The following is a 21152-nucleotide window of genomic DNA, read 5'->3' as shown; positions in this document are numbered from 1 at the left end:
CCACTCCAAAAGGCAAATGCCTGTTATTACTGACCCGAAACTGCTGATCCCGCTGAGGGCAATTCCGGCTCTGGTGGCAGGGGTACAATACTCTGGAGATACTCACCAGCCTCTTCCGCCCGTGCATAGCGAGCGGGCATTAAATTGGCAAGCTTGCCAATACTTTTATCAATCCAGGGGTTATAAATACCGACGCCCAGTAACTCGACATTCTTCTGGTGAACAGAAATGGCTTTTTCCTCGAAGGGATAAATCTGCTCCTCCAGTGCCAACTCATACTCTTCCAGCTCCAGGGCATTCAGGTTGGTTGGACGTTCAGAGTCCTTCAGGGCCACGCTAAAGTGGAGATAAATTTCAGCCAGGTAAAAGGTTGCCGCAGCGGTCACATCGGCCACCTGATAATCAACCAGGTCAGTAAATGCACGGGTGGCTGCTTTCATACGCTTGCGCTTGAGGTTGAGGCTTTTCTCGATAGGCGCAACCAAATCCACCTGGGTGAAAGCCTCAAAGCTGGGTTCAGCCAATAGCAGGGCCGCATTACCTGCGAGATAACGGGTTCGGTCGCTGCGCTGGGAACCACCGCGGGACTCAACTTTCACCAGTTCACGAAGCTCTGCCATATAAAGTTTTTGATTCCCGGACACTTTGTAGATATCGGCAATTTTCTGGCGGGTCTCCAGCGCCGGTTCCATGGGTTCGGGGAAATAATCGACGTAGCGACGCAAAACAGACAGCGCTTTAGCGCTATCTTCTGCCGCTGCGTAAAGATCTGCCGCCTGGGTTAAGGCCTCACGGCGTATTTCATCGTCCTCGGATTCCCGCTCAATACGCTCAAATTCCGCAGCTGCCAGCAACAGCTCACCGCTCTCCTGGTAAACCACTGCCAACTTCTTGGTGACATCTTTCGCCAGCTCATGCTCCGGGAAGTGACTGCGGAAGTTATTCAATACCGTTGCCGCTTGTACCCAATCCTTAAGCACGATCAATGATGCGGCAGCATCGTACTCCGCCGTAGCCAGAATGGTCGCGCCAGGTGCAGCACCTCGAATACGCAGGAAGTGACTCGCTGCGGTTGCATGATCCTCCTGCTTACGGGCCATATCACCCTGCTGGTAGATAGAAGCCGCCAGGTTATCTACCAGACCCGCCCTATCCTTTGCATCCTGGGCAGTCAGCGTCAAAGTTTCACCGTAAGCGATTTCTGCATCCGCAAAGGCCGCAGTATCGAAAGAAGCGTGAGCCACCAGCAGCCAGGCAGAACGTCTAATCTCCTGCTCCGCAGCGGGGAACTGCTCCAACAGTGAACGACCATTGGCGATTGTCGGGGCATAGTCTTTTAACCCGTAGAGATCCTCCACCGCTCCGAGCATGATCTGAGGGGCTTTGGCATGCTCAGGAAATGTGGCTGCAAATGTCAGCGATGAACGGATAATTTCCCGCAATAGTGGTGCACGCTGCTCATCCGTTGCATCTTTTAAGTTATTGGCCAGATGTTCGCGATAAGCGTAAACCGCTGCGTAGCCTGCTTCGCTGGAATCCTTATGCGCAGGATATTCATAGGCCGTGCGCTCATACTCCAGAGCTGCACCATGGAAATCCCAGTTTTCTAACATCAATCCGGCAAGCTGATAATTGATTTCCGGTGCGCGCTCAGTTTCCCGGAAGGAATCGAGATAGCTGCGATACCAGTGAATCGCCTCGCGATAATTCTCGGCCTTCTTATCTTTTAACTTCTTATTCTGGTAAGCCGCATGGTAGTGCCCGGCGAGGTCGATCAGGTTGGTCTGCAGGAAGGCAACCACCTCTCCGTATTCATTAATATCGAAGACAGTCCAGTAATCGGCATTAAGTGCATAAGTAGTGGCGAAATCCTTCTTCGCTTCCAGCACCAGCTTGGGGAATCCGCCTTTACCGTAGATTTCAATAACACGAATTGAGAAATCCGCAGATACTCTGTGCAACTGGTTTCGATCAACAAACGCAATATAGGATTTTGCCGCATCCTGGTAGCGACGCTTTTCCAAATAATATTCACCCAGCTGGCTATATACCCGGAATTCGTAATCTCTATTGCCCTTGCGGGAGAAGTAATCGACAACCGAATCAGGACCTTCCAGGTAAGAAAAGCTCAAGCTGACCACACGGAAAGTATCGTCAATATGCTTGCGCTCGCCTTTATTGTTTTGCTGGTCGAAGTCATATCCCTGGGAGACTTTGTAATCCAGCATGGCGATATAGTCATCCAGGGCCATTTCATACATATCCTGCTTAAACAGCGCCCAACCGCGTTTATACAGGGCAAGCTCGTAGAAACTGGATATCACACCAATATCGATAACTTTTCCGTAGGACTCTTCCGCATCGAGAAACTTCTTGCGGGTAAAATAGTATTCGCCCAACCGGAACCAGGATTCATCGATATGTCGCGAGTCCGGATAGTTGGCCACCAGCTGACGCAGCACATCCACCGCTGCATCAATCTCTCCCGCCTCTTCATAAGCCCGGGATAACTGATACATCACCTGGTCGTTGCGGTGATACAGGGGGTACTTTTGCAGCAATTTAATATAGAGATCGATAGCTTCGCGGGCATTGGCTGACATCATCTCTTCAGAATCAACGCCCGGCGCTTCAAGCGGAGTATCATCTGCAGCTATTTCTATGCTGCCACTAGCGCGGGTTTCAAACTCCTCATCAGACTCGACAACCCCTGGGGCCTGCGCCTCAGTCACTACCGGCTCTACCTTCGCCACCGGCGCTGACGTCTCTGGAGCATCCAGGGTATTTTCAGCCATAGCTTCTGACGCATCGACAGAGATCACCGCCCCGCTTCCAGCAGCTACTCCAGCAAGGTTATCGTATTCTGCATCTTCAGCGCGGTGCGCCTGCTTGATTTTCAGGTCGGCAATCCTGCGCATCGCCTCGGGGGTCAGCTTGGATTCAGGGGTTTCCTGCAAGTACTTCTGGTAGCTGGCCAGTGCTTTCTCCAGGCTGCCATCAATATGCTCTTCCTTGATTTCTACTTCAACATTTTGAAGACTGCCGATGGTCTTGCCGCTGTTTCCCGCACAACCCCCTAGCACTATAAGTGCAGAGAGAAGACCGGCGCCGCGATTGAGAGATTTACCAGCTCGGGATTTAGGTTTGAGCAACTTACTCACGAATCACCTCCCTCTGCTGATTTTTCTTCCTCCACCGGCTCCATCTCCGCTGGATTCTCCTCAGGAATTTGCTCTTCCAACAGCGCCTTGTGCTGCTCTACCTTAAATTCATCTTCACGCTGCTCCTGAAGCTCATTAGCGCGGTCGTAGCTGTCTGCCAGGGCGAAGCGGGCTTTAATTTGATAACTTTCCAACTGTGCGCGACGGCGTTCCAACTCAGCAATTGCCAATGCCTCAAGCATGGTGCCCTGGCGCGCCATCAGGGTTTTCAGTCGCCGTTGGGTTTGCTGGATACGCGCGCGCAAACGAGTAATATCGCGGTCGTAACCGGTATAGCTGTGAGTTGCCGCCTGGCGACTGCGCACAAAGGAATCGTAAACAGACTGGAGACTTTCGATCTCCTGGTTTAATTCCGCCAGGTGTTTGTAGGCTTCGGTCAAACGTTGGTCGTACTCAAAGGAAAGACGCAGGTCCAAAACACCTTTGAGCCGCTGAACCCGCTCCAAAGTAGTTTCAGTAAAGCCCTGGGGATGCTCGGCAATTTTTCCGCTAAGTTCCAGGAGCTTCAAGCGCGCTTCCTGCTCTTCGGCCGTTGCCAGGTATTCTGGGCGGCGGGAGATCAGCATCTGCTCTATACGACTGGCAAACTGATCGCGCTGCTCCATCCGCAGTTGGATACGGGCGTCGAGTTCCCGGAATTGTCTGTCCAGCTCCGGCAACAGGGGCTCGTAATAGTTGCGGCGAATACGAATAATATCTTCGTAGGCTGTGAGGCTTTTTAGCCACTCTTCATTGCGCTCATATAAATCGTTGAGGTCGCGATAGTTACGCAGAAATTCCTGATAGTCATTGGACGCCATCAGGTCGAGTAAGTAATGGGTCTCGGGGGCTTCCGGTAAATTGCGCAAAGCCACTACCCAGTTCTGTACCTGGGTGGCCTCTTTACGACGCAACGCCTCAAGGAACTTACCTTTGCGAATACTATGAATAGACTGAGTGAGGGTATCGATCTCACGCCCGAACGCGTCTAATGCGCGGCCGTAATTAATTGCAGCGGTACTGTGGACATCCAATTTGCCATAGGCATAGGGCACCGCCAACATGACCTCTTGCACTGGCTCACTGGTGCCTTTGCGGTCTTGCAACAGTTTCCAGGGCACCAGTGCCCGGTCATAGCGACCCGCGCGGGCCTCTACCCAGCCAGCACCCAGCAGCGCCCTATTTGAAAAAGGGCCATCGAGATTTACACGATCAAAATAGGGGCGCGCCATATCCAGCTTGCCCAGCTCCATTAAATGAGAGCCCAATAAGAGGTTGGTTTTATCGTAAAGGGCCTGCAGGGCTGCCTCTGAACTGCGCTTTCTTCCCAGTGCAGTCAACTCCAGAACACCGCGCTCCTCTTCTCCCGCCTTCAGTTGAGCAATACCCAAATTGAAGGAAACAAAGCCCTCAAGGGACTCTTCACCCTTCAGGTCTTGCAGCAGTTCTACGGCCTCCTCGAATCGACCGAGCTGCATATAGACTCGAGCACGCAAAAACTGCTCATCTGCACGGACCCTCTCGGGAACCCGCCCGTCAATCATTTCCAGGGCGTGTAAGGCATTGCGCGGCTGTTGTTTGTGATAGTGAATTTTTGCCAGTCGATACGCGGCTTCATTGCGCACCGGCTGGGATACATTTCCCTGCAGTACAGCCTCAATAGCCCGCCCGGCCTCCCTGTGCATTCGGTAGGACAATTCCAAGTCACCCACCGAAAACTCAGCCTGCCCCAAGTGCGCACTGAAAGGATCGAGTTCGGGCTGATCTAAGCGGTGATACTGAGCAAGTTCTGTGTCCAGTGCCACAATCGCATCAAAATATTTTTCCTGATGGGCATGAAACATTGCCGCACCGAAAAACAGGTCTTTAAGTTCTTCCTGCGATTCAGTCGCCGCTGCAGCGGGGAGAGCAGCCAAAGAACAAAGGGATAGAGCACCAAGCATCATCCTGGTTTGACAGGACAACACATTTACCAGGGACCTGAGCATGATTACCAGTCCTTGAAGTTTATCGTGGACTCGGTTCCCAGAACCTTAATCTCGACAAATTTAGGACCCACTGCTTTCTCCACGGTGTAGGAAGCTGTAGCCCGATACTCTTTTCCTGATGGGGTTTTACCGAGAAAACTAACCTCTAATGGATGCCCACCCACTTGCACATTGCCAGTGTATATTTTTTGTACCCCACCTTTTTGCAGGGACTCAATTTCCCGGTAGGTATAGAGATGATGGGCAACTAATTTGCCATTCAGTGTGACCTCAACCGACTCCAGCTCGAAGGGCTTTTCATCAGCCACCGAGACAAAAAGAGCTACCTGCGTATTAGAGGGGAATAAGAGCTTTTCCTCCAGCTGTGACAATTCAGCAGTGAGATCAATTACATCTTTCTTAACATCCTGGATCTGCTCATCCAGGCCACGGATATCATCTCTATCAATAGTCTGAGCATGCCCAGTACTGGCCAACAGAAAGAAAAGTACAATCTGAAGAATTCTGAACATGTGGCCTACCTCCGACCCAACCCTAAACTATCAATTCCTGCCAGAGAACCTGGAACAGGACCACAATAAACCCAGGCACAACAGGGCCTTGAGCTGCGGCATTGTATTGAATAGAGGGCTAATCAGATGTGAGGAAATTCAAATCTCACAAAAACTCAAAGAATGGATAAATTTTGAAAAAAGCACTTCAATTAAAGAAAGGAGATCTACGACACAAAAGAAATGAGACGCACTTCACTTGCGATCAAGAAAGCTCTCCGCTTTGGCTCTCTGGCCTACCGATCACAAAGAACATGCAAACAATCAAACCAACCAAGGCTAGGTAAGCATTTACTGTAAAAGCTCTATCTATACCCGAAGGTATATCTGGAGCGAAGGCGATAATTGTAGCATTCATACCCAAACCAACCGCACCCCCACCAATTTTAAACATATAGAGGATTGCGCCTGCCAAGCTGGCACGGTGAGGTTCCACCACCGTAATACCCGCAGTCGTACTGGATGGATTAAACAGCCCAATACCCACTCCCAACACGACCAAGCCCGGACACATATCCAGAAAACCCGTGTCCGAAGTCAGGTTCGAAAGCATGAACATTCCAACACTCATCCCCAAAATACCTAATGAGACGAGTAATTTTGGTCCAGCTACTTCATAGAAGCGACCGGAGATAATAGCAACCAGCCCCGATATAACCATTAAAGGAACCAAAGACAAACCGGCCTGAAATGCTGAGTAACCACGAAAATTCGCCAAAAACTGGGGGACATAGAGAATTGCCGATAGGAATACCACGGAGATTAGGAGTGTCGTAACGCCTACCGCTAGGAACTTCCGGTTCTTTGCAATATCAGGGGGAATCAGGGCATCTTTACCAACTCGATACTCCACGATGGTAAACAGACAGAGCAACACCAGGAACACAACGATCAGGCTGATAACCACAGGATGCTTGAAACCAATCTCCGCGGAGACATCCAGTGCAAAAAGCAAACAAAATAGCGAGGTGCATAGTAGTAGCACACCGAAGAAGTCTATTTTTTCCTCGGTGTCACGAGGTTTATCGGGGGGCACTGCCCACCAACAAGCCAGCATTGTTGCCAGAGTAAGGAGAATATTAACGAAGAAAATCCATCGCCAACTGAAAAAATCTGCGAGCACCCCACCCAAAACTGGTCCAGCTGCATTCGCTAACCCACAGGTGGCCATCAGGATACCACCTGCCAACCCTGACCTTTCATAGGTCAACAAGTTAAAAGTCATTGCCAAAGTGGACGGCCACATCAATGCCGCACCCACTCCCATCAATGCGCGGGATATCAATAACATCCACATATCCATTGCCAAGCCACCCAGCACGGCAAAGAAAACGAATATTCCCGCTCCAATCATAAATACTCTGCGGCGGCCATAGATATCCGCCAAGCGGCCACCGGTTATGATGAAAACACCAAAAACCAAGGCGTAGCCGTTAATGATCCACTGGGAGCTAGTTATGTCTGCATTGAATTCTCTTTCGATGGCAGGTAGTGCGGGGGCAAAAGCGGTATAGTCATTACTAATAAGGAAGGCCGCGAGAACTAATGCAGCCAACCCCAAGTACTGATCTCGTGTAATTTTGCCGCTCTGTTTAGCCATACTGCGTAATTCACTCGACACCCGAGCCGCTCAGGTAATCCTTCAGAACCTAATTAGCTTGCGATATATTTTTAATACTCCCGCCTAGAGCCTAGACCACTCGCTCATTTACACGCCTTTTGACTAGTCAGTTTTCACTGTCGATACCGATCATCATCTGCCTTGTAACTGGCAGCTCATATCTTATGCTTAAAGGACATCCAAGCGCCGGAAAATTGAATTAGTGATTGGATAGCCTAATGAGCTCCCTAAGATCACGCTAATAGATGAGATTAGTAAATGCATAAGTTCATTGTGCTTGTCTTGGCTCTGTTGACTTCTTCTACATTCGCCCAGGGATCTACGGTGAACGACCTAAAAGATTTCCAGTGGAAAAACCGCATTCTATTACTGAATATCCCGGAAGATCCCAATAGCACAATCAATGAATTACTCAAGTTAGCGCCGCAGTTTGCAGAGAGAAACTTGATATGGTTCCTATTCTCTAACGGCACCCTTGAGACTAACTTCCCCGGTAAAGTCACAGACAATTTTGCTAAAAATGTACGGGAAAAATATCTGCAAGGACCAGCAATGCAAGTACTTCTTATAGGAAAGGATGGGCAAGTAAAGTATAAAGCCAATAAATTCTCAGCCGTCGAAATTTTCCAACGTATCGACAGCATGCCCATGCGACGCAATGAGATGCAGCAAGGATCTGCACAGTGAACAATTATTGAACATCCACAATCTGATAGAGAATTTTTGTATCCTCCAGTATTACTGAGGAATCCCAGAGTTAGATTTCCCTCAGTTAATTACACTTCGGCCTTCTTTGCTCACCAGACACCCTTTCCAGCTGGCAACTTTTAACAAACATAGACATCTTTGCGCTAAAGTACGCTATTAGCCTTGCGAACATATACCCAATGGAAATAGACCTCCAATGAGCAAAAGAGCCATTATCCTCGGAGCTACGGGCCTTATCGGTGGCCATCTCACAGAGCAACTGGCTGGTGAAAAAGTCTTTGATGAAGTACTTACACTCACTCGACGCCCCAAAGCCACTGCAAGTCAAAAAATACAAAATCATATTGTCGACTTTAATCGGTTGGAGGAAGCTGCACCTCTTTTTCAGGGAAATACTCTATTTTCCTGCCTCGGCACCACTCGCAAGCAAGCCGGCAGCCTAGCCGCACAGCACAAGGTTGACGTTGAATATCAATACCAAGCGGCCCAATTGGCAGCGGAGGCAGGAGTCAGCCATTACTTACTGGTTTCATCCAGCGGGGCCAATGCCAATAGCACCAGCGCTTACTTACGTATGAAGGGTGAGCTGGAGGAGAAAATCAAGAAACTTCCATTTAAGCGCATCAGTATACTGCAACCCTCCCTACTCCTCGGAGATCGTGCAAATGCCCGACCCGGTGAGAAAATCGGAGGCATCCTCCTACCAGTAATTTGTATGCTGCCGGGGCTGAGACGTTATAGGCCCATTGAGGGGCGTGAAGTAGCCAAAAAAATGGTTTATTTAAGTCGACAAGAACGAACAGGGGTTGAGACCCTGCGTTTGGATGAGTTATTCAATACTTAAGGAGCCTCTGAATAATTCCGTAATGTCTCGGCGAATCTGGGAGGCTCCTTAAACCCCAAAGGTTAAATTCGGGAGCTTAAAACAAGTAAATCGCTCCCGAATATTGCGGTTATTCTTTTACTTTAATCCCTAGCCAATGCGGATATTGAGTCAAAACAATAAGGACAATTGCATCGTAGACTGCGTGCCAGATTATCACTCCTAATAAGCTTCCGGACACTTGGTAAACCACTCCTAAAACCACACCAATTCCCAAAGTCAGAAAGAAATTGGTCCACGATGAGAAATGAAGTAGCGCAAATGCAATTGCGGAAACTAATAATCCCAACAATGGCGAACTAAGTTCTGACAACCAGGACTGCAAAAAACCCCGAAACAAAAGCTCTTCACAAATTCCGACTACAATAGAAATCAACAGCAGCTGAAAGAAAGACAATCGTGAAAATAGCGGAATCAGGGCGATCGATTGACGCCGCATTGACTTGCCAAGGGTCGTTTCTGAGCGAGTTAACGACAACATCACACCGTAGGTAGCCATTGCACCAATGATGCCAATTATTACTTGTAACCCTACGCTATCACCAATGATCACTACCTTGAGTGAAGCCAGATAAAAGCCCAGAAGGGCCAGCAACAAGCAAACAACCTGAGTACCAATTAATAAAAGAAAAACTGGTGGATTCCCTTTTGTTTGGTCAACAGCATCCATTTGTGACCGTCCTTTTTATTAGTAATTTATCGAGGTAGTCGAGTGGCTCAGTACCTAAATAGACTGCCTTAGGATTCCATTCCAACTAGAAACCACATCGAAATTCAATCAGCCGAAATAAGCACACCCGCCATCGGCAATAATCTAACAGAAAATGATGACAGGCATAATCCTCCGCCAACAGCTTATCTCTATCCGTTTAGTTTGACGCCAGACAGCTTATCCCCTTTGAAAAACTGCCTGACTTTAGCCGAAAAGCCAGTCACAGTGCTATGCTCGACAATATCTCTGGAACCGGATAGCTCGTAGAGACTACCCGGTTTCCAGCCCTCTTATCAGTAGATTGTCTTGCAAAGAAACTACACAGCAACTAATTCCAACCATGACACAAGAAATCATAGGACTGGGCCAGCTGCTGAAGGATATTGAGGAGAAAAGTCAGGGGCAGGAGAAAATCTCCATCCAGCATGTTATTGAGGCTGTGGGGCTTCGATCCTTTGCCCCATTCCTTATCCTTATCGGGTTGATCCTGCTTTCCCCTCTGAGCGGTATTCCCGGAATGTCTACCGCGATGGGCGTATTGCTACTACTGTTTGCCCTACAACTGCTGATGAAGCGCAACTATATCTGGCTTCCACAGTGGTTAATCAACCGCTCCATATCCAGCGAGAAGCTGATGGATGCCCTGCACTGGATGGAAAAGCCCGCCCGGTTTGCCGACCGCTGGATTCAGCCACGGATGGATTTTATCGTGCGCCGATATGGCACCTACGCTATTGCTGGAACCTGCATTTTTATTGCATTGACCCTGCCAATAATGGAAGTAATCCCCTTCTCTGCCTCAACTGCTGGTCTCGCTCTCACCATTTTTGGACTATCGCTGGCAGCTCGAGACGGACTCTTAGCGCTTATTGCTTTTATCCTAACGGCCTCCCTGGTACTAGTGGTGATCGTTGCCGTGATCTAGGAGCCCGCGAGTAACTCCGTAATATCTCTGCAGGTCTCCAGACCAAAGCTGGCTACTTACCCTCGCTTTAAGACTTGATTTTTTAATCCGAGCAAATGGGGAAAGTGCACTATGGCGAAAATTGCCAAAAGGTCGTATACCGCATGCCAAACAATCGCCCCCACCAAGCCCCCGGACATTTGGTAGAAAATGCCTAAAATAAGCCCAATCATAAAGGTAAGGAAGAAGTACACCCAGGAAACACAGTGCAGTAATGCGAATATCAGTGATGCACCCAATAAACCGAGGAATGGCGTACTGAGCTGGGAAAGCCAAGACTGTAGAAAACCACGAAACAACAGCTCCTCACAAACACCTGCAGCTAAAGCAACCCATACCATTTGTGATGGGGACAACTTGGAAAATAGCGGAGTCAATTGAGTACAGTGGAGCCGCAGCATTTTCCCAAATAGCGTCTCAGAACGAGCCAATGTCAGTACTACCGCAAATGTGACAATAGCGCCTAACAATCCCAACAGCAGTTGCAGCCAAACCGTATCACCAATAAATGAAACTTCCATTGGCACAAGGTAGAGACCCAGAGCCGCAAGCAATAGACAGCCCAGTTGAATATCCATTAAAAAAAAGAAAACCGGCAGGCTGCGCCGTGCCGGACCAATCGCTTCCATTCCTGATTTTTCCCTTTGCCTATTGATTTCCTGAGCCTCTGACAACCTTCAAGCTCGCTCGCCCATCCGCAGAAATCATCAATTCGGCCACGCCACCCTCCCGCAGTTGTTTTTCCAGATCCAGGGCTTTTTCCTTCGGAGCAAAGTAGGCTTCAATACCGTAGCGAATCCGGTAGCTATCTGATGAATTCCAAAAATTCTGGCCTGCTACCCGCCCTCGAATAAAGACTCCGCCCTGTGGTTGTTCAAGGCTGACAGAGGCTCGTTCATACAATCCGGATGCCCCTTTTTCTAAGCCCACATAAACCACCTCTCCCTGACGCAGCCGTCCCTGCCCTTTAAACAAGGCTTTATCTAAAGTGGAAAAGGGGTAACTCAACTGGGCATAGTTACCGCGAAATAATGAGCGCGGGTCCACAGGAACAGTTTTCACTGAGACAGGCTGGCCCGTCCACAGCGGCATTTGAGCCTTAATATACATTCCTATCAGTATAAAAAACTGCACGCCAATGGCGACAACCAGGCCAATCACAACTCTACGTTTCATCGCAAACTTCCCCCCGCCTGGTGATATTTCCAATACTTGGCTGCTGCCAGCAATAAAACTGCGAAGAGAATAAACAGGAGAGCTGCTCCTATATAGTCGCCAATCAAGTCAATATAGCGCAGCAGAGCCGTCAACAGAACCGCCATAACTCCGAGGAAGAAGTAGTGCGAGATTCCATCGTGAACACCCCTGAAGATCAACCAGATTCCACAGGCAATCAGGGCGAAGTTTGTAAAAATTTGTAACCAAACTGCGTAGTCACTGGAGCTGGCATTTGTTACGAACGCAAGTACTGCCGCAAAAACACCGCACAACCCCAGTCCGAATAGCAACCTCTGGGACAGCAGCGCCAACACTATCGACACAGCAGACATAGTCCCCACTACCGCCCACATAGAAGGTAGGTGACTCCAGGGGGCTTCTATCATCTCCTCCCAGGGATATTCAAAGCTAAAAATCAGTAAGCCAATTAAAGTGAACCGAAGGCACCAAATAGAGATTACCGCTGCGTAGTCCTTGGCTACCGCCGACGGGCGAGTTGCCAACCAATGGGCAAAGCAATACATCAGGATAAAGAGCGAGACTGCAGCAGCAAGGTTCTCCGGATAAATATCCGCACTAAATTTCCCATCCTGCAAACGCCAAAATTCTGATAGGGAAAATTCCAGCCAAAAACCTAAGCCAAAGATAAAGGTCAGCAAGAGAATCACGCTCGCACGACCACTTAACAGGATATAGAGGGCCCCCAGCAAGAAAATTGGGAACAGGGCGGGGTAAAAGCCTAAACTCGACTCCAGGAAGAACCAAAGCAAAGCCAAGAGCAAGGACTGCTCTGCAATCCATGGGCTGCGGGTAATTAAAGCAAATGGCAAACTACCCAGTGCCCACCAAAAAATACCATCTGGCATATGCTCGCCCAAGTGGTATACCTGTGCGATCAAAATAATCGCCGCACCAAAAAACAGGTTGCCCAACAAGAACAAGCCCTCTCCGGCTTTCCGATCTCCAGACAGGTAAACCTTAAACGCCACTCCCTGGGTCACCAAGGTCAAAGCGATCAGCCCCCCCATTCGCAGCGCTCTGGGGATTTCCTCCCAATTGGCCCCAATCAGTGTAATCACCGCCAGCCCGATAAAGAGATAGGCCAACCCAATCAAAATGCGATATCCAAGTGTTCTTTCTTGCGCCCGGTGATAATCCACTTCATAGCGGGCACAGATCTGCTCAGCCTGAGCTTCACTGATCACACCGTCTTCAACCCAATCTCCGGCCTCTCGGGCCAAGTCATGCTTAAGCAACCGAATCAATCGCATAGATGCGCCTTGTGAAAATTACCCACACACGATAGATGGGTATTATTACTTTGGTCCCGAGTATCCCCGATGTAACCGACGACCTCAAATTGGTACGGATTGCAGACTAAATTATCGCCAGGCTGCCTAGATAGCAGAAAGCTATCTCAGACATTTAAATTGTTAATTTCTATTATCAAAGCTCAACCAATAGCATGAACAACATCAAAGTTAAGAGCCAGGCACCAATAAGGAGCTAACCATGTCCCGCTATATCGAATCCGAACTCAAGCCGTTTAACGCCAAAGCCTACCAAAATGGCGAATTTCACGATGTAAGTGACTCTGACGTCAAAGGTAAATGGGCCGTATTCTTCTTTTACCCCGCAGACTTCACCTTCGTATGCCCCACTGAATTAGGCGATCTGGCAGACAACTATGAGGAGTTTAAGAAGCTGGGTGTAGAGATCTACTCAGTCTCCACAGACACTCACTTCACCCACAAGGCCTGGCACGATTCCTCTGACACCATCGGTAAGATCCAGTACCCGATGATCGGTGATCCTACCGGTACCATCACCCGCAACTTCGGTGTAATGATTGAGGAAGAAGGCATTGCCGACCGCGGTACTTTCGTAATCGACCCGGAAGGTCGTGTTCAAATTGTGGAAATTACTGCTGGCGGTATCGGCCGCGATGCCAGTGAGCTGCTGCGCAAGATCAAAGCTGCCCAGTACATTGCTGCTCACCCCGGTGAAGTTTGCCCAGCAAAATGGAAGGAAGGTGAGGAAACCCTGGCCCCCTCTCTGGATCTGGTAGGCAAAATTTAAGACTTCCCAAGCCCTCACAGGATTGGAACTGACCTTGCCCGCCCTTTTGGCGGGCATTGTCGTTTTTGCTACCTGGAACCACCCACGCCTCTCAAGTCACCCACAAATAAAAAGCTATCGAAATTTAAGCTGTAATTATCAAATACTATCAAACATATAGATATTGGTAATTTTTATTAAAGGCAATTGACCGATAGTATAAATCCCGTTCCCAGACAACGACCAACAAGACAGTGATGAATAAGGAGCTATCCATGTCACGTTACATCGAATCCCAGCTGAAACCCTTTAATGCCAAGGCTTATCAGAACGGCAACTTCTTCGATATCAGCGACGCCGACGTTAAAGGCAAGTGGGCCGTATTCTTCTTCTACCCCGCAGACTTCACCTTTGTCTGCCCCACTGAGCTGGGCGATCTCGCCGACAACTATGAAGAGTTCAAGAAGTTGGGGGTTGAGATCTACTCCGTATCTACCGATACCCACTTCACCCACAAAGCCTGGCACGACTCTTCCGACACCATCGGCAAAATCCAATACCCGATGATCGGCGACCCCACCGGCACCATCACCCGCAACTTCGGTGTGATGATCGAGGAAGAAGGCATCGCCGATCGCGGCACCTTTGTAATCGACCCGGAAGGCCGTATCCAAATTGTCGAGATCACAGCCGGCGGAATCGGTCGCGATGCCAGCGAGTTGTTGCGCAAGATCAAAGCTGCCCAGTACATCGCCGCTCACCCCGGTGAAGTCTGCCCGGCCAAGTGGAAAGAAGGCGAAGAGACCTTAGCCCCTTCCCTAGATCTGGTAGGAAAGATTTAACCCAAACACCTCTGACCCGGCCCATCAAAAGGTGGGCCACAACCAAGCCTTAAATTGTTAGAGAAAGGACACACCGATGTTGGACGTAAACCTGAAAAAACAACTGGACACTTACCTGCAGAATATCGTCAAGCCGATCGAGATTCGTGTGTCCACAGATAACAGTGAAAAATCCAAAGAGCTGGAAGCGCTGGTAGATGAAATCTCTGGACTCTCCAACAAAATTACTGCACAGCAGAGTCAAGCCAAGCGCACGCCGAATATGGCCATCGCCCCTGCCGGAGAGGAACCCCGGGTTAGCTTTGCCGGTATTCCCCTGGGACATGAATTTACCTCACTCGTACTGGCACTATTGCAAGCGGGGGGCCATCCCTCAAAAGCAGACCCGGAGCTACTGGAGCAGGTACGAAACCTGAAGGGTGAATTCCACTTTGAAACCTATATCTCGCTCTCTTGCCAAAACTGCCCGGATGTCGTCCAAGCGCTGAACCTGATGGCAACCCTCAACCCAAACATCACCCACGAAATGATCGACGGTGGCCTGTTCCAAGAGGAAGTTGAAAAGCGCAATGTTATGGCTGTACCTGCGGTTTACCTCAATGGTGAACACTTCGGCCAAGGCAGGATGTCCCTCGAAGAGATTGTTGGAAAACTGGATACTGGCGCAGCCGAGCGTAAAGCTGAAGAACTGAATGAAAAAGCACCCTACGATCTTTTAGTAGTAGGGGGTGGCCCAGCGGGCGCAGCTGCTGCTATTTATGCCGCTCGCAAAGGCATTCGCACTGGCATAGTGGCAGAGCGCTTCGGCGGTCAGGTAATGGATACCGTAGGCATCGAGAACTTTATCTCTGTACCCTACACCGAAGGCCCCAAGCTCGCAGCCAGCCTTGAGCAACATGTTAAAGAGTATGGTGTTGATATTATTACCGACCAACGTGCAGCCAACTTGCGACGCAACGAATTGGTAGATATCAAACTACAAAGCGGTGCGACCCTATCCAGCCGCTCTGTAGTATTGGCTACCGGTGCCCGCTGGAGGGAACTGGGGGTTCCCGGCGAAGCCGAGTACCGCACCAAGGGTGTAGCCTACTGCCCCCATTGCGACGGCCCCTTCTTTAAAGGTAAGCGCGTAGCCGTTATCGGTGGCGGCAACTCGGGCATCGAAGCAGCTATCGACCTCGCCGGAATCGTTGAGCACGTCACCGTACTGGAGTTCGCCGATAAACTGCGTGCAGACGAGGTGCTGGTACGCAAGGCTCAGTTAATGGATAACATTGATATTATCGTCAATGCGCAAACCACCGAAGTACTCGGCGACGGCAACAAAGTTAACGGCCTGGCCTATACCGATCGAGAGAGTGGTGAAAACAAGCAACTCGACCTGGCAGGCGTCTTCGTACAGATTGGCCTGGTACCCAATACGGAGTTCCTTAAGGAAACCGATATAGAGATGAATCGCATGGGCGAAATCGTGATCGACGAGCGCGGCGCAACTTCAGTCCCCGGCGTTTACGCCGCCGGCGATGCGACCACTGTCCCCTACAAACAGATCGTGATCTCTATGGGTGCAGGTGCAACTGCTGCGCTGGGCGCATTTGACTACTTGATTAGGTCTTCGGTTGAATAACACCAGAGCGGTAAAAAGGGCCAGTCATTGACTGGCCCTTTTTTATATTCACTTTAAGCACGGACAATATAGGAGAACAAACTTCAAGCTAAGACCTGAGCCCACATAAAATATCATGCGCCATTTATAAACCTATATTTATAATGGGCACTAAATCTGCACCCTTAATTTATATATATTATTAACAAACCAAAAACAAACTGGTTAAACCCTATAAAATACCACTTGGCATCACCTATCAATTACCAATCGAAAGAAAACTTTAGAGTAAATAATAGACTCATTATCTTGGGAGCCCCCCATGAAGAAGCCAAACCTAACGCTATTTTTAACCCTGCTACCAACCTTTGGATTACCTTTAGCCTCAAACAGTTTTGCTGTGAGCTGTGGTGACACGATTACTACCCAGGAATCCCTCACAGAAGATCTCTCCTGCGAAACCAATCCAGCCCTCACAATTAACGGCCCCGGTGGCGGGCTGAACTTAAATGGGTTTACTATTACCTGTATAGAACCATTACATGAGGGCATCTATCTAACAGGGCTAGCTGCAAGCCTGTTTAATGGTGTAATAGACAATTGCAATGACTCAATAGCACTCACGGAAGATGGTGTTCATTTTGTCAGTGATATTGAGATTAACAATCTTGTAGGTGTGGGCGTACGTATTGAAAGTAACAGTAATTTTGTTACCGGCATCGTGATACCTTTTAATGGTACGCAATATGCAATAGGCATAGAAACAGCTAATCCCGCAAGTCTCAATCAGATCACTGGAAATTTTCTAGAGTTCCCGGGATTTTCAGGAATATATATAGAGGGGCGAAGCAATACAGTCACCGGAAATGAAATTCTTAACCCTGGTGATTTTGGCATAGCTCTTGATTCCGATGGAGGGAACAACTTAATCCTACTTAACACTATAACCAGTGACAGTAAAGCGAGAATATTCAACACTCTCAATGGCGATGGAGATGTGGGAATATCTGTAAGTTCAGATTCAAATCTCATTTCTCAAAATAGTATATCGAACAGCACCACTGGAATCAGAATCAACAATAGTGACAGCAATACCGTAAGCAGTAATGAAGCTGACAATAACATTGACTATGGCATAGTGATCGAGGGAACTAGCGCTGAATTCAATAACATTTTATCTAATACAGCCAATGACAATGGTATATTCGACCTTTACTCCCCTGATGATCCGAACTGCACATCTTCGAACAACTGGATTGGCAACATCTCTACAACCAACGATCCCAACTGTCTGGACTAAATATTCACTCGATTACATTCACACTCCCTAATATACAAGCAATAGCTGAGTAGTATATCGCTGGCTAACAAATAGCATAAATAACCAGGGAGCCTCTGAATAGCTCCGTGATGCCTCTGGGATACAGAGCGGTTCACAATCAAGGCGTTGTTGCGTAGGGATGTCTAGACCTTTCAAGAAGTCGCAACGCGAAGTGTGAATCGCTTTGTATGTCAAGAGATAAAAACTTCAGCCATCCTGCCTGTCTATACCTAAACAACCCCAACAATAAATAGCGCTCTAAAACAGACAAACAGCCCATTTAAATGCGTAGTAATAGATTCATTATTAGAAATAGCCCTTAAGCCATCCTCTATCATTTAAATTAAGTATTATTAAAAATCATTAAAACAACTAAATATTGCAAGGGGAACACTGATATATCCTCACGAAATTCACCCAGACTAAAAAACTGCCTATCTAAGGTATCCGCAATAATTACTGACATGGTACAAACCCTATGAAAAAACTAACAATAGCCCTTTGTTACATCCTTTTAACAACCGCCGCAATATCAACCTCTATTAATAGCTATGCCGTTACCTGTGGAGGCAGTATCACTACAGCGGAGACGCTAACTGAAGATTTAAATTGCACTACAAATGTTGCATTCAGCATTGTGGGTCCATCAGGCAGCCTTAATATGAATGGCTTTACCGTTACATGCCCTCTCACAGCAAATAATGGTATAGTTCTTGGTGGGTTTTTTGCGAGAATATCCTCAGGGACTGTCGAAAACTGTAATAATAGCATTATATTAACAGGAGACGGCTCCCACCAGGTTGTAGACGTTGATATTGTTAACCCTACCTCTACTGCATTATTTGTTATAAGCGATCACAACTTTATCTCCGGTGTTCAGATACAGTCGAACGTCCCCGACTCTAACTTTGGTATACGAATTGAAGACAATGATTTCAACCAGGTTTTCGGAAATACTGTTGATGGTATGGATAACGTTGGCGTGCAAATAGAGGGGTCTTCAAATAGTGTTTCTGGCAATATAATCACCAACACCTCTGACACTAATGGCTCTGGTGTTGGTATATCTATTGAACCCCCTGGCAGCTCCAACATAGTTACATCAAACATTATCGATCAGAGTGCAGGTGAAGGCATTTTAACATTTGAATCAGATTCAAACCTTATATCTCAAAATGTAGTAACAAACAGTCTAACCGGCATCGCAATTGATAATGCAGATAGCAATACAGTCACTATAAATAGCGTTAGCGATAATACGGATTACGGAATATATATTGAGGATGCAAATGCTAGTGGCAATAACATTTTATCCAACTCATCGCTAAACAATGGGAGTTTTGATCTTTACTCCCCCGATGATCCAAGCTGCACCGCCAATACTTGGTTAGGTAATACTTTTGTTACCAGCGACCCTTCATGCCTGAATTAAGCGAAAAGATTACTCAATCGAAGGTTTAGTTTGAAGACGATAATAAAGCTCCATATCGTCTTCTTACATAATTACCAACGCAACTTTAGGATTTACATTGAATTGGAATGCTACGCCTTTATCAACAGCACCACTATTTATTTATCAGTTGTTTAACAAAAATAAGTAAAACCTCCCATTAAACTAATGTCCCACTAAATCAGCACTTACCTCTCATAGCGTCTATCTAGGCCATCTATCAAACTCATACTTGTATCAACCCCATTCACAAGGAGTACGTGCCAGGTTGTCGGCCAAATTCCGATGATCAGGCTAGTGAACGGTGATTGATACGACCTCAACCTTGAAAATGCAATGGAAAACGACATTGGTCGTACAGTCTCATCACTAAAGGAGTTTATGATGAAGAATATTGCACCTCTAGCCGCCAGTATTGCCCTGGCAATCATTAGTCAGGGCGCTATCGCCGACACCAATACCGCTACGGTATACCAGGAAGGTCTTGGGAACACTGCGACAGCTGATCAAAGTGATCCAACCGCCACAAACAATACCATCGATCAAACTCAGATCGGTGATAACAACACCAGCTATGCGGAGCAATCCGCTAACAGTGATGGTGGCACGATTATTCATAATCAAACTGGCGATATGAATACAGCCGAGTCCTATCAGGATAACTCTGTAGGCGCCTATATCGAAATCAATCAGGGAGACAACAATCAATACGTCTTCACTCTCCAGTCATTTGTTGACGGTAGCACCATGTCCATTACCCAAGATGGAGATGGTCACAGTGCAACCTTAAATCAAACTAATAGTACCGATGATGTTATTGTGGTGACTCAAGCTGGAGTAAACCAAACCGCATTTGTTACCCAAACACTGACGTCAAACAGTGAAGTCTATGTAGATCAGCTCGGCGATTCCAACCTGGCGACACACAATCAAGTCAATGGAGACTCTAACTACTCCTACTCATATCAGGACGGTACTACCAACACCCTTAATGTGATTCAAACCAACGATGATCACGAGAGCAACCTCTGGCAAATTGGCGACAACAATGTTGCCATTCATAACCAGACGGGTTCAGATCACTACGCACTGACCGAGCAGCTTGGGACTTCCAACTTTGCCAATATTACGGCAACAGGTATTGGTTCTTCCGCTCAAACTTACCAAAATGGTGTGGGTAACGCCCAAACAACAACGCAAATTGGCGATGCGCAATCCGCTATTGCCAATCAAACCGGGAACGCAAATATAGGTGTGATTTTACAGTAGCGAATCACCTGCACAATGCTGCCCACTTGTGGGCAGCATCCCGGACTTTATAAAACCCAAACTAAACTGAGTCGATATATATCCAAAATATCAGATGACACGCTCACATGTACATCCACCATGCCACCAACAAATAAGTTGAAGGCAATAACTCACTTCAATAGAATGAGGTTCACCGGTGAACAAGCCAACTTTTTACTCTCTACTCTTTGCATTTTGCTACCTTTTTTACCTGACCCCGCCCGCTCTCGCACAATCAAACAACTTACAGGAAAATAAAAAGCTTGCCATGCAGGCTGTTGATATCTGGCTGAGTGGAAGTAAAGTTGACCCCAATAAAGTCTTTTCTCCTGACTATATAAACAACCTGGACTCTTCAACATCGGATAGTGCAGGCCCACAGAAACGTAACCTCAAACAGCTTGAAGAAGAAGCAGCAAAGTTCCATACAGCATTCAAAGATGTCAAAGCAATCAACAACAGGCAAGTTGCGGAAGGAGATTTAGTAGCAACTCATATTACAATCAGAGCCAAACATGTCGGTTCATTTATGGGGGAAAATCCAACAAAGAAAACTATCACTTGGGATGCGGTAGAGTTTAGCAAGATCCAGAATGGAAAAATAGTCGAAGCCTGGGTCACTTGGGACAAATATGGATTCCTGAAACAGCTTGGCGCACTGGAATAATCTATCACGAACAAAGTGAATCCTTAATATGGATTAGTTCAGACCAAATCTATCGATATTATTGACCGGTATC

Annotated in this window: 18 protein-coding genes; 10 read left to right on the top strand and 8 right to left on the bottom strand. The window is 47.7% G+C overall.

Annotated features, from left to right (window positions below; translation table 11 throughout):
* Positions 1-26: 26 nt before the first annotated feature.
* From ACJJIE_RS02125 to ACJJIE_RS02110, 4 genes are all read right to left on the bottom strand, one after another.
* Complete coding sequence (locus ACJJIE_RS02125) at positions 27-3161, bottom strand: tetratricopeptide repeat protein (protein ID WP_444893366.1); 3135 nt, start codon at positions 3159-3161, stop codon at positions 27-29.
* A complete protein-coding gene (locus tag ACJJIE_RS02120) occupies positions 3158-5188 on the bottom strand; it encodes a tetratricopeptide repeat protein (protein ID WP_444893365.1) in 2031 nt (676 codons plus the stop codon). Before ACJJIE_RS02120 ends, ACJJIE_RS02125 begins: the two co-directional genes overlap by 4 nt.
* 2 nt (positions 5189-5190) lie before the next feature.
* Positions 5191-5700, bottom strand: a complete 510-nt coding sequence (locus tag ACJJIE_RS02115) for a hypothetical protein (protein WP_282932151.1) — start codon at positions 5698-5700, stop codon at positions 5191-5193.
* Positions 5701-5944: 244 nt separating this feature from the next.
* Positions 5945-7339: an MFS transporter gene (locus ACJJIE_RS02110; protein WP_444893364.1), complete on the bottom strand. Its 1395-nt coding sequence runs from the start codon at positions 7337-7339 to the stop codon at positions 5945-5947.
* 279 nt (positions 7340-7618) lie between these two features.
* Here ACJJIE_RS02110 and ACJJIE_RS02105 point away from each other — a divergent pair, with 279 nt between their 5' ends.
* On the top strand, positions 7619-8047 hold the full coding sequence (locus ACJJIE_RS02105; RefSeq protein ID WP_444893363.1) for a DUF4174 domain-containing protein: 429 nt from the start codon (positions 7619-7621) through the stop codon (positions 8045-8047).
* A 217-nt stretch (positions 8048-8264) separates the two neighbouring features.
* Positions 8265-8912 carry an NAD(P)H-binding protein gene (locus ACJJIE_RS02100; RefSeq protein WP_444893362.1) on the top strand — a complete coding sequence of 216 codons (648 nt, stop codon included), beginning with the start codon at positions 8265-8267 and terminating at the stop codon, positions 8910-8912.
* A gap of 109 nt (positions 8913-9021) precedes the next feature.
* Here ACJJIE_RS02100 and ACJJIE_RS02095 read toward each other — a convergent pair whose 3' ends face one another.
* A complete protein-coding gene (locus tag ACJJIE_RS02095) occupies positions 9022-9621 on the bottom strand; it encodes a CPBP family intramembrane glutamic endopeptidase (RefSeq protein WP_444893361.1) in 600 nt (199 codons plus the stop codon).
* A gap of 382 nt (positions 9622-10003) precedes the next feature.
* Between ACJJIE_RS02095 and ACJJIE_RS02090 the strand changes: the two genes are divergently transcribed.
* Entirely contained in the window at positions 10004-10588 is a 585-nt protein-coding gene (locus ACJJIE_RS02090) for an exopolysaccharide biosynthesis protein (protein WP_444893360.1), read from the top strand.
* Between the two features lie 56 nt (positions 10589-10644).
* On the opposite strand, the gene ACJJIE_RS02085 is transcribed toward ACJJIE_RS02090, so the two are convergent.
* Genes ACJJIE_RS02085 through ACJJIE_RS02075 form a run of 3 tightly spaced genes read right to left on the bottom strand, consistent with a single transcriptional unit; the run spans position 10645 to position 13116 of the window.
* Positions 10645-11256, bottom strand: a complete 612-nt coding sequence (locus tag ACJJIE_RS02085; protein WP_444893359.1) for a CPBP family intramembrane glutamic endopeptidase — start codon at positions 11254-11256, stop codon at positions 10645-10647.
* A 19-nt stretch (positions 11257-11275) separates the two neighbouring features.
* A complete protein-coding gene (locus tag ACJJIE_RS02080; protein WP_444893358.1) occupies positions 11276-11803 on the bottom strand; it encodes a GDYXXLXY domain-containing protein in 528 nt (175 codons plus the stop codon).
* The gene (locus tag ACJJIE_RS02075; RefSeq protein ID WP_444893357.1) at positions 11800-13116 is read right to left on the bottom strand and encodes a DUF2157 domain-containing protein; all 1317 of its coding nucleotides are present in this window, start codon (positions 13114-13116) and stop codon (positions 11800-11802) included. Before ACJJIE_RS02075 ends, ACJJIE_RS02080 begins: the two co-directional genes overlap by 4 nt.
* 241 nt (positions 13117-13357) lie before the next feature.
* On the opposite strand from ACJJIE_RS02075, the gene ahpC (ACJJIE_RS02070) reads away from it, so the two are divergent.
* The 7 genes from ahpC (ACJJIE_RS02070) to ACJJIE_RS02040 all read left to right on the top strand — a co-directional run bounded on the left by ahpC (ACJJIE_RS02070) (position 13358) and on the right by ACJJIE_RS02040 (position 21079).
* Entirely contained in the window at positions 13358-13924 is a 567-nt protein-coding gene (gene ahpC / locus ACJJIE_RS02070) for an alkyl hydroperoxide reductase subunit C (protein WP_413662577.1), read from the top strand.
* Positions 13925-14178: 254 nt separating this feature from the next.
* On the top strand, positions 14179-14745 hold the full coding sequence (gene ahpC / locus ACJJIE_RS02065) for an alkyl hydroperoxide reductase subunit C (protein WP_282932142.1): 567 nt from the start codon (positions 14179-14181) through the stop codon (positions 14743-14745).
* Between the two features lie 76 nt (positions 14746-14821).
* Positions 14822-16372, top strand: coding sequence for an alkyl hydroperoxide reductase subunit F (ahpF, locus tag ACJJIE_RS02060; RefSeq protein ID WP_444893356.1), 1551 nt, complete (start codon positions 14822-14824; stop codon positions 16370-16372).
* 301 nt (positions 16373-16673) lie between these two features.
* Entirely contained in the window at positions 16674-17651 is a 978-nt protein-coding gene (locus ACJJIE_RS02055) for a right-handed parallel beta-helix repeat-containing protein (RefSeq protein WP_444893355.1), read from the top strand.
* Between the two features lie 499 nt (positions 17652-18150).
* Positions 18151-19104 (top strand): NosD domain-containing protein, encoded by a 954-nt coding sequence (locus tag ACJJIE_RS02050; protein ID WP_444893354.1) that lies wholly within the window; start codon positions 18151-18153, stop codon positions 19102-19104.
* Between the two features lie 354 nt (positions 19105-19458).
* Positions 19459-20391, top strand: coding sequence for a hypothetical protein (locus ACJJIE_RS02045; protein ID WP_444893353.1), 933 nt, complete (start codon positions 19459-19461; stop codon positions 20389-20391).
* 178 nt (positions 20392-20569) lie between these two features.
* On the top strand, positions 20570-21079 hold the full coding sequence (locus ACJJIE_RS02040) for an ester cyclase (protein WP_282932136.1): 510 nt from the start codon (positions 20570-20572) through the stop codon (positions 21077-21079).
* Positions 21080-21152 lie beyond the last annotated feature (73 nt).

It is taken from the genome of Microbulbifer maximicatervae (SeqCode) (genome assembly GCF_052467325.1).
The sequence above is the reverse complement of the archived record's forward strand: the minus strand, read 5'-3'. Positions and strand labels throughout refer to the sequence as shown.

Coding starts and splice junctions, on each gene's coding strand:
- ACJJIE_RS02120 (WP_444893365.1), bottom strand. CDS start 5,188: ATGCTCAGGTCCCTGGTAAATGTGTTGTCCTGTCAAACCAGGATGATG.
- ACJJIE_RS02115 (WP_282932151.1), bottom strand. CDS start 5,700: ATGTTCAGAATTCTTCAGATTGTACTTTTCTTTCTGTTGGCCAGTACT.
- ACJJIE_RS02110 (WP_444893364.1), bottom strand. CDS start 7,339: ATGGCTAAACAGAGCGGCAAAATTACACGAGATCAGTACTTGGGGTTG.
- ACJJIE_RS02105 (WP_444893363.1), top strand. CDS start 7,619: ATGCATAAGTTCATTGTGCTTGTCTTGGCTCTGTTGACTTCTTCTACA.
- ACJJIE_RS02100 (WP_444893362.1), top strand. CDS start 8,265: ATGAGCAAAAGAGCCATTATCCTCGGAGCTACGGGCCTTATCGGTGGC.
- ACJJIE_RS02095 (WP_444893361.1), bottom strand. CDS start 9,621: ATGGATGCTGTTGACCAAACAAAAGGGAATCCACCAGTTTTTCTTTTA.
- ACJJIE_RS02090 (WP_444893360.1), top strand. CDS start 10,004: ATGACACAAGAAATCATAGGACTGGGCCAGCTGCTGAAGGATATTGAG.
- ACJJIE_RS02085 (WP_444893359.1), bottom strand. CDS start 11,256: ATGGAAGCGATTGGTCCGGCACGGCGCAGCCTGCCGGTTTTCTTTTTT.
- ACJJIE_RS02080 (WP_444893358.1), bottom strand. CDS start 11,803: ATGAAACGTAGAGTTGTGATTGGCCTGGTTGTCGCCATTGGCGTGCAG.
- ACJJIE_RS02075 (WP_444893357.1), bottom strand. CDS start 13,116: ATGCGATTGATTCGGTTGCTTAAGCATGACTTGGCCCGAGAGGCCGGA.
- ahpC (WP_413662577.1), top strand. CDS start 13,358: ATGTCCCGCTATATCGAATCCGAACTCAAGCCGTTTAACGCCAAAGCC.
- ahpC (WP_282932142.1), top strand. CDS start 14,179: ATGTCACGTTACATCGAATCCCAGCTGAAACCCTTTAATGCCAAGGCT.
- ahpF (WP_444893356.1), top strand. CDS start 14,822: ATGTTGGACGTAAACCTGAAAAAACAACTGGACACTTACCTGCAGAAT.
- ACJJIE_RS02055 (WP_444893355.1), top strand. CDS start 16,674: ATGAAGAAGCCAAACCTAACGCTATTTTTAACCCTGCTACCAACCTTT.
- ACJJIE_RS02050 (WP_444893354.1), top strand. CDS start 18,151: ATGAAAAAACTAACAATAGCCCTTTGTTACATCCTTTTAACAACCGCC.
- ACJJIE_RS02045 (WP_444893353.1), top strand. CDS start 19,459: ATGGAAAACGACATTGGTCGTACAGTCTCATCACTAAAGGAGTTTATG.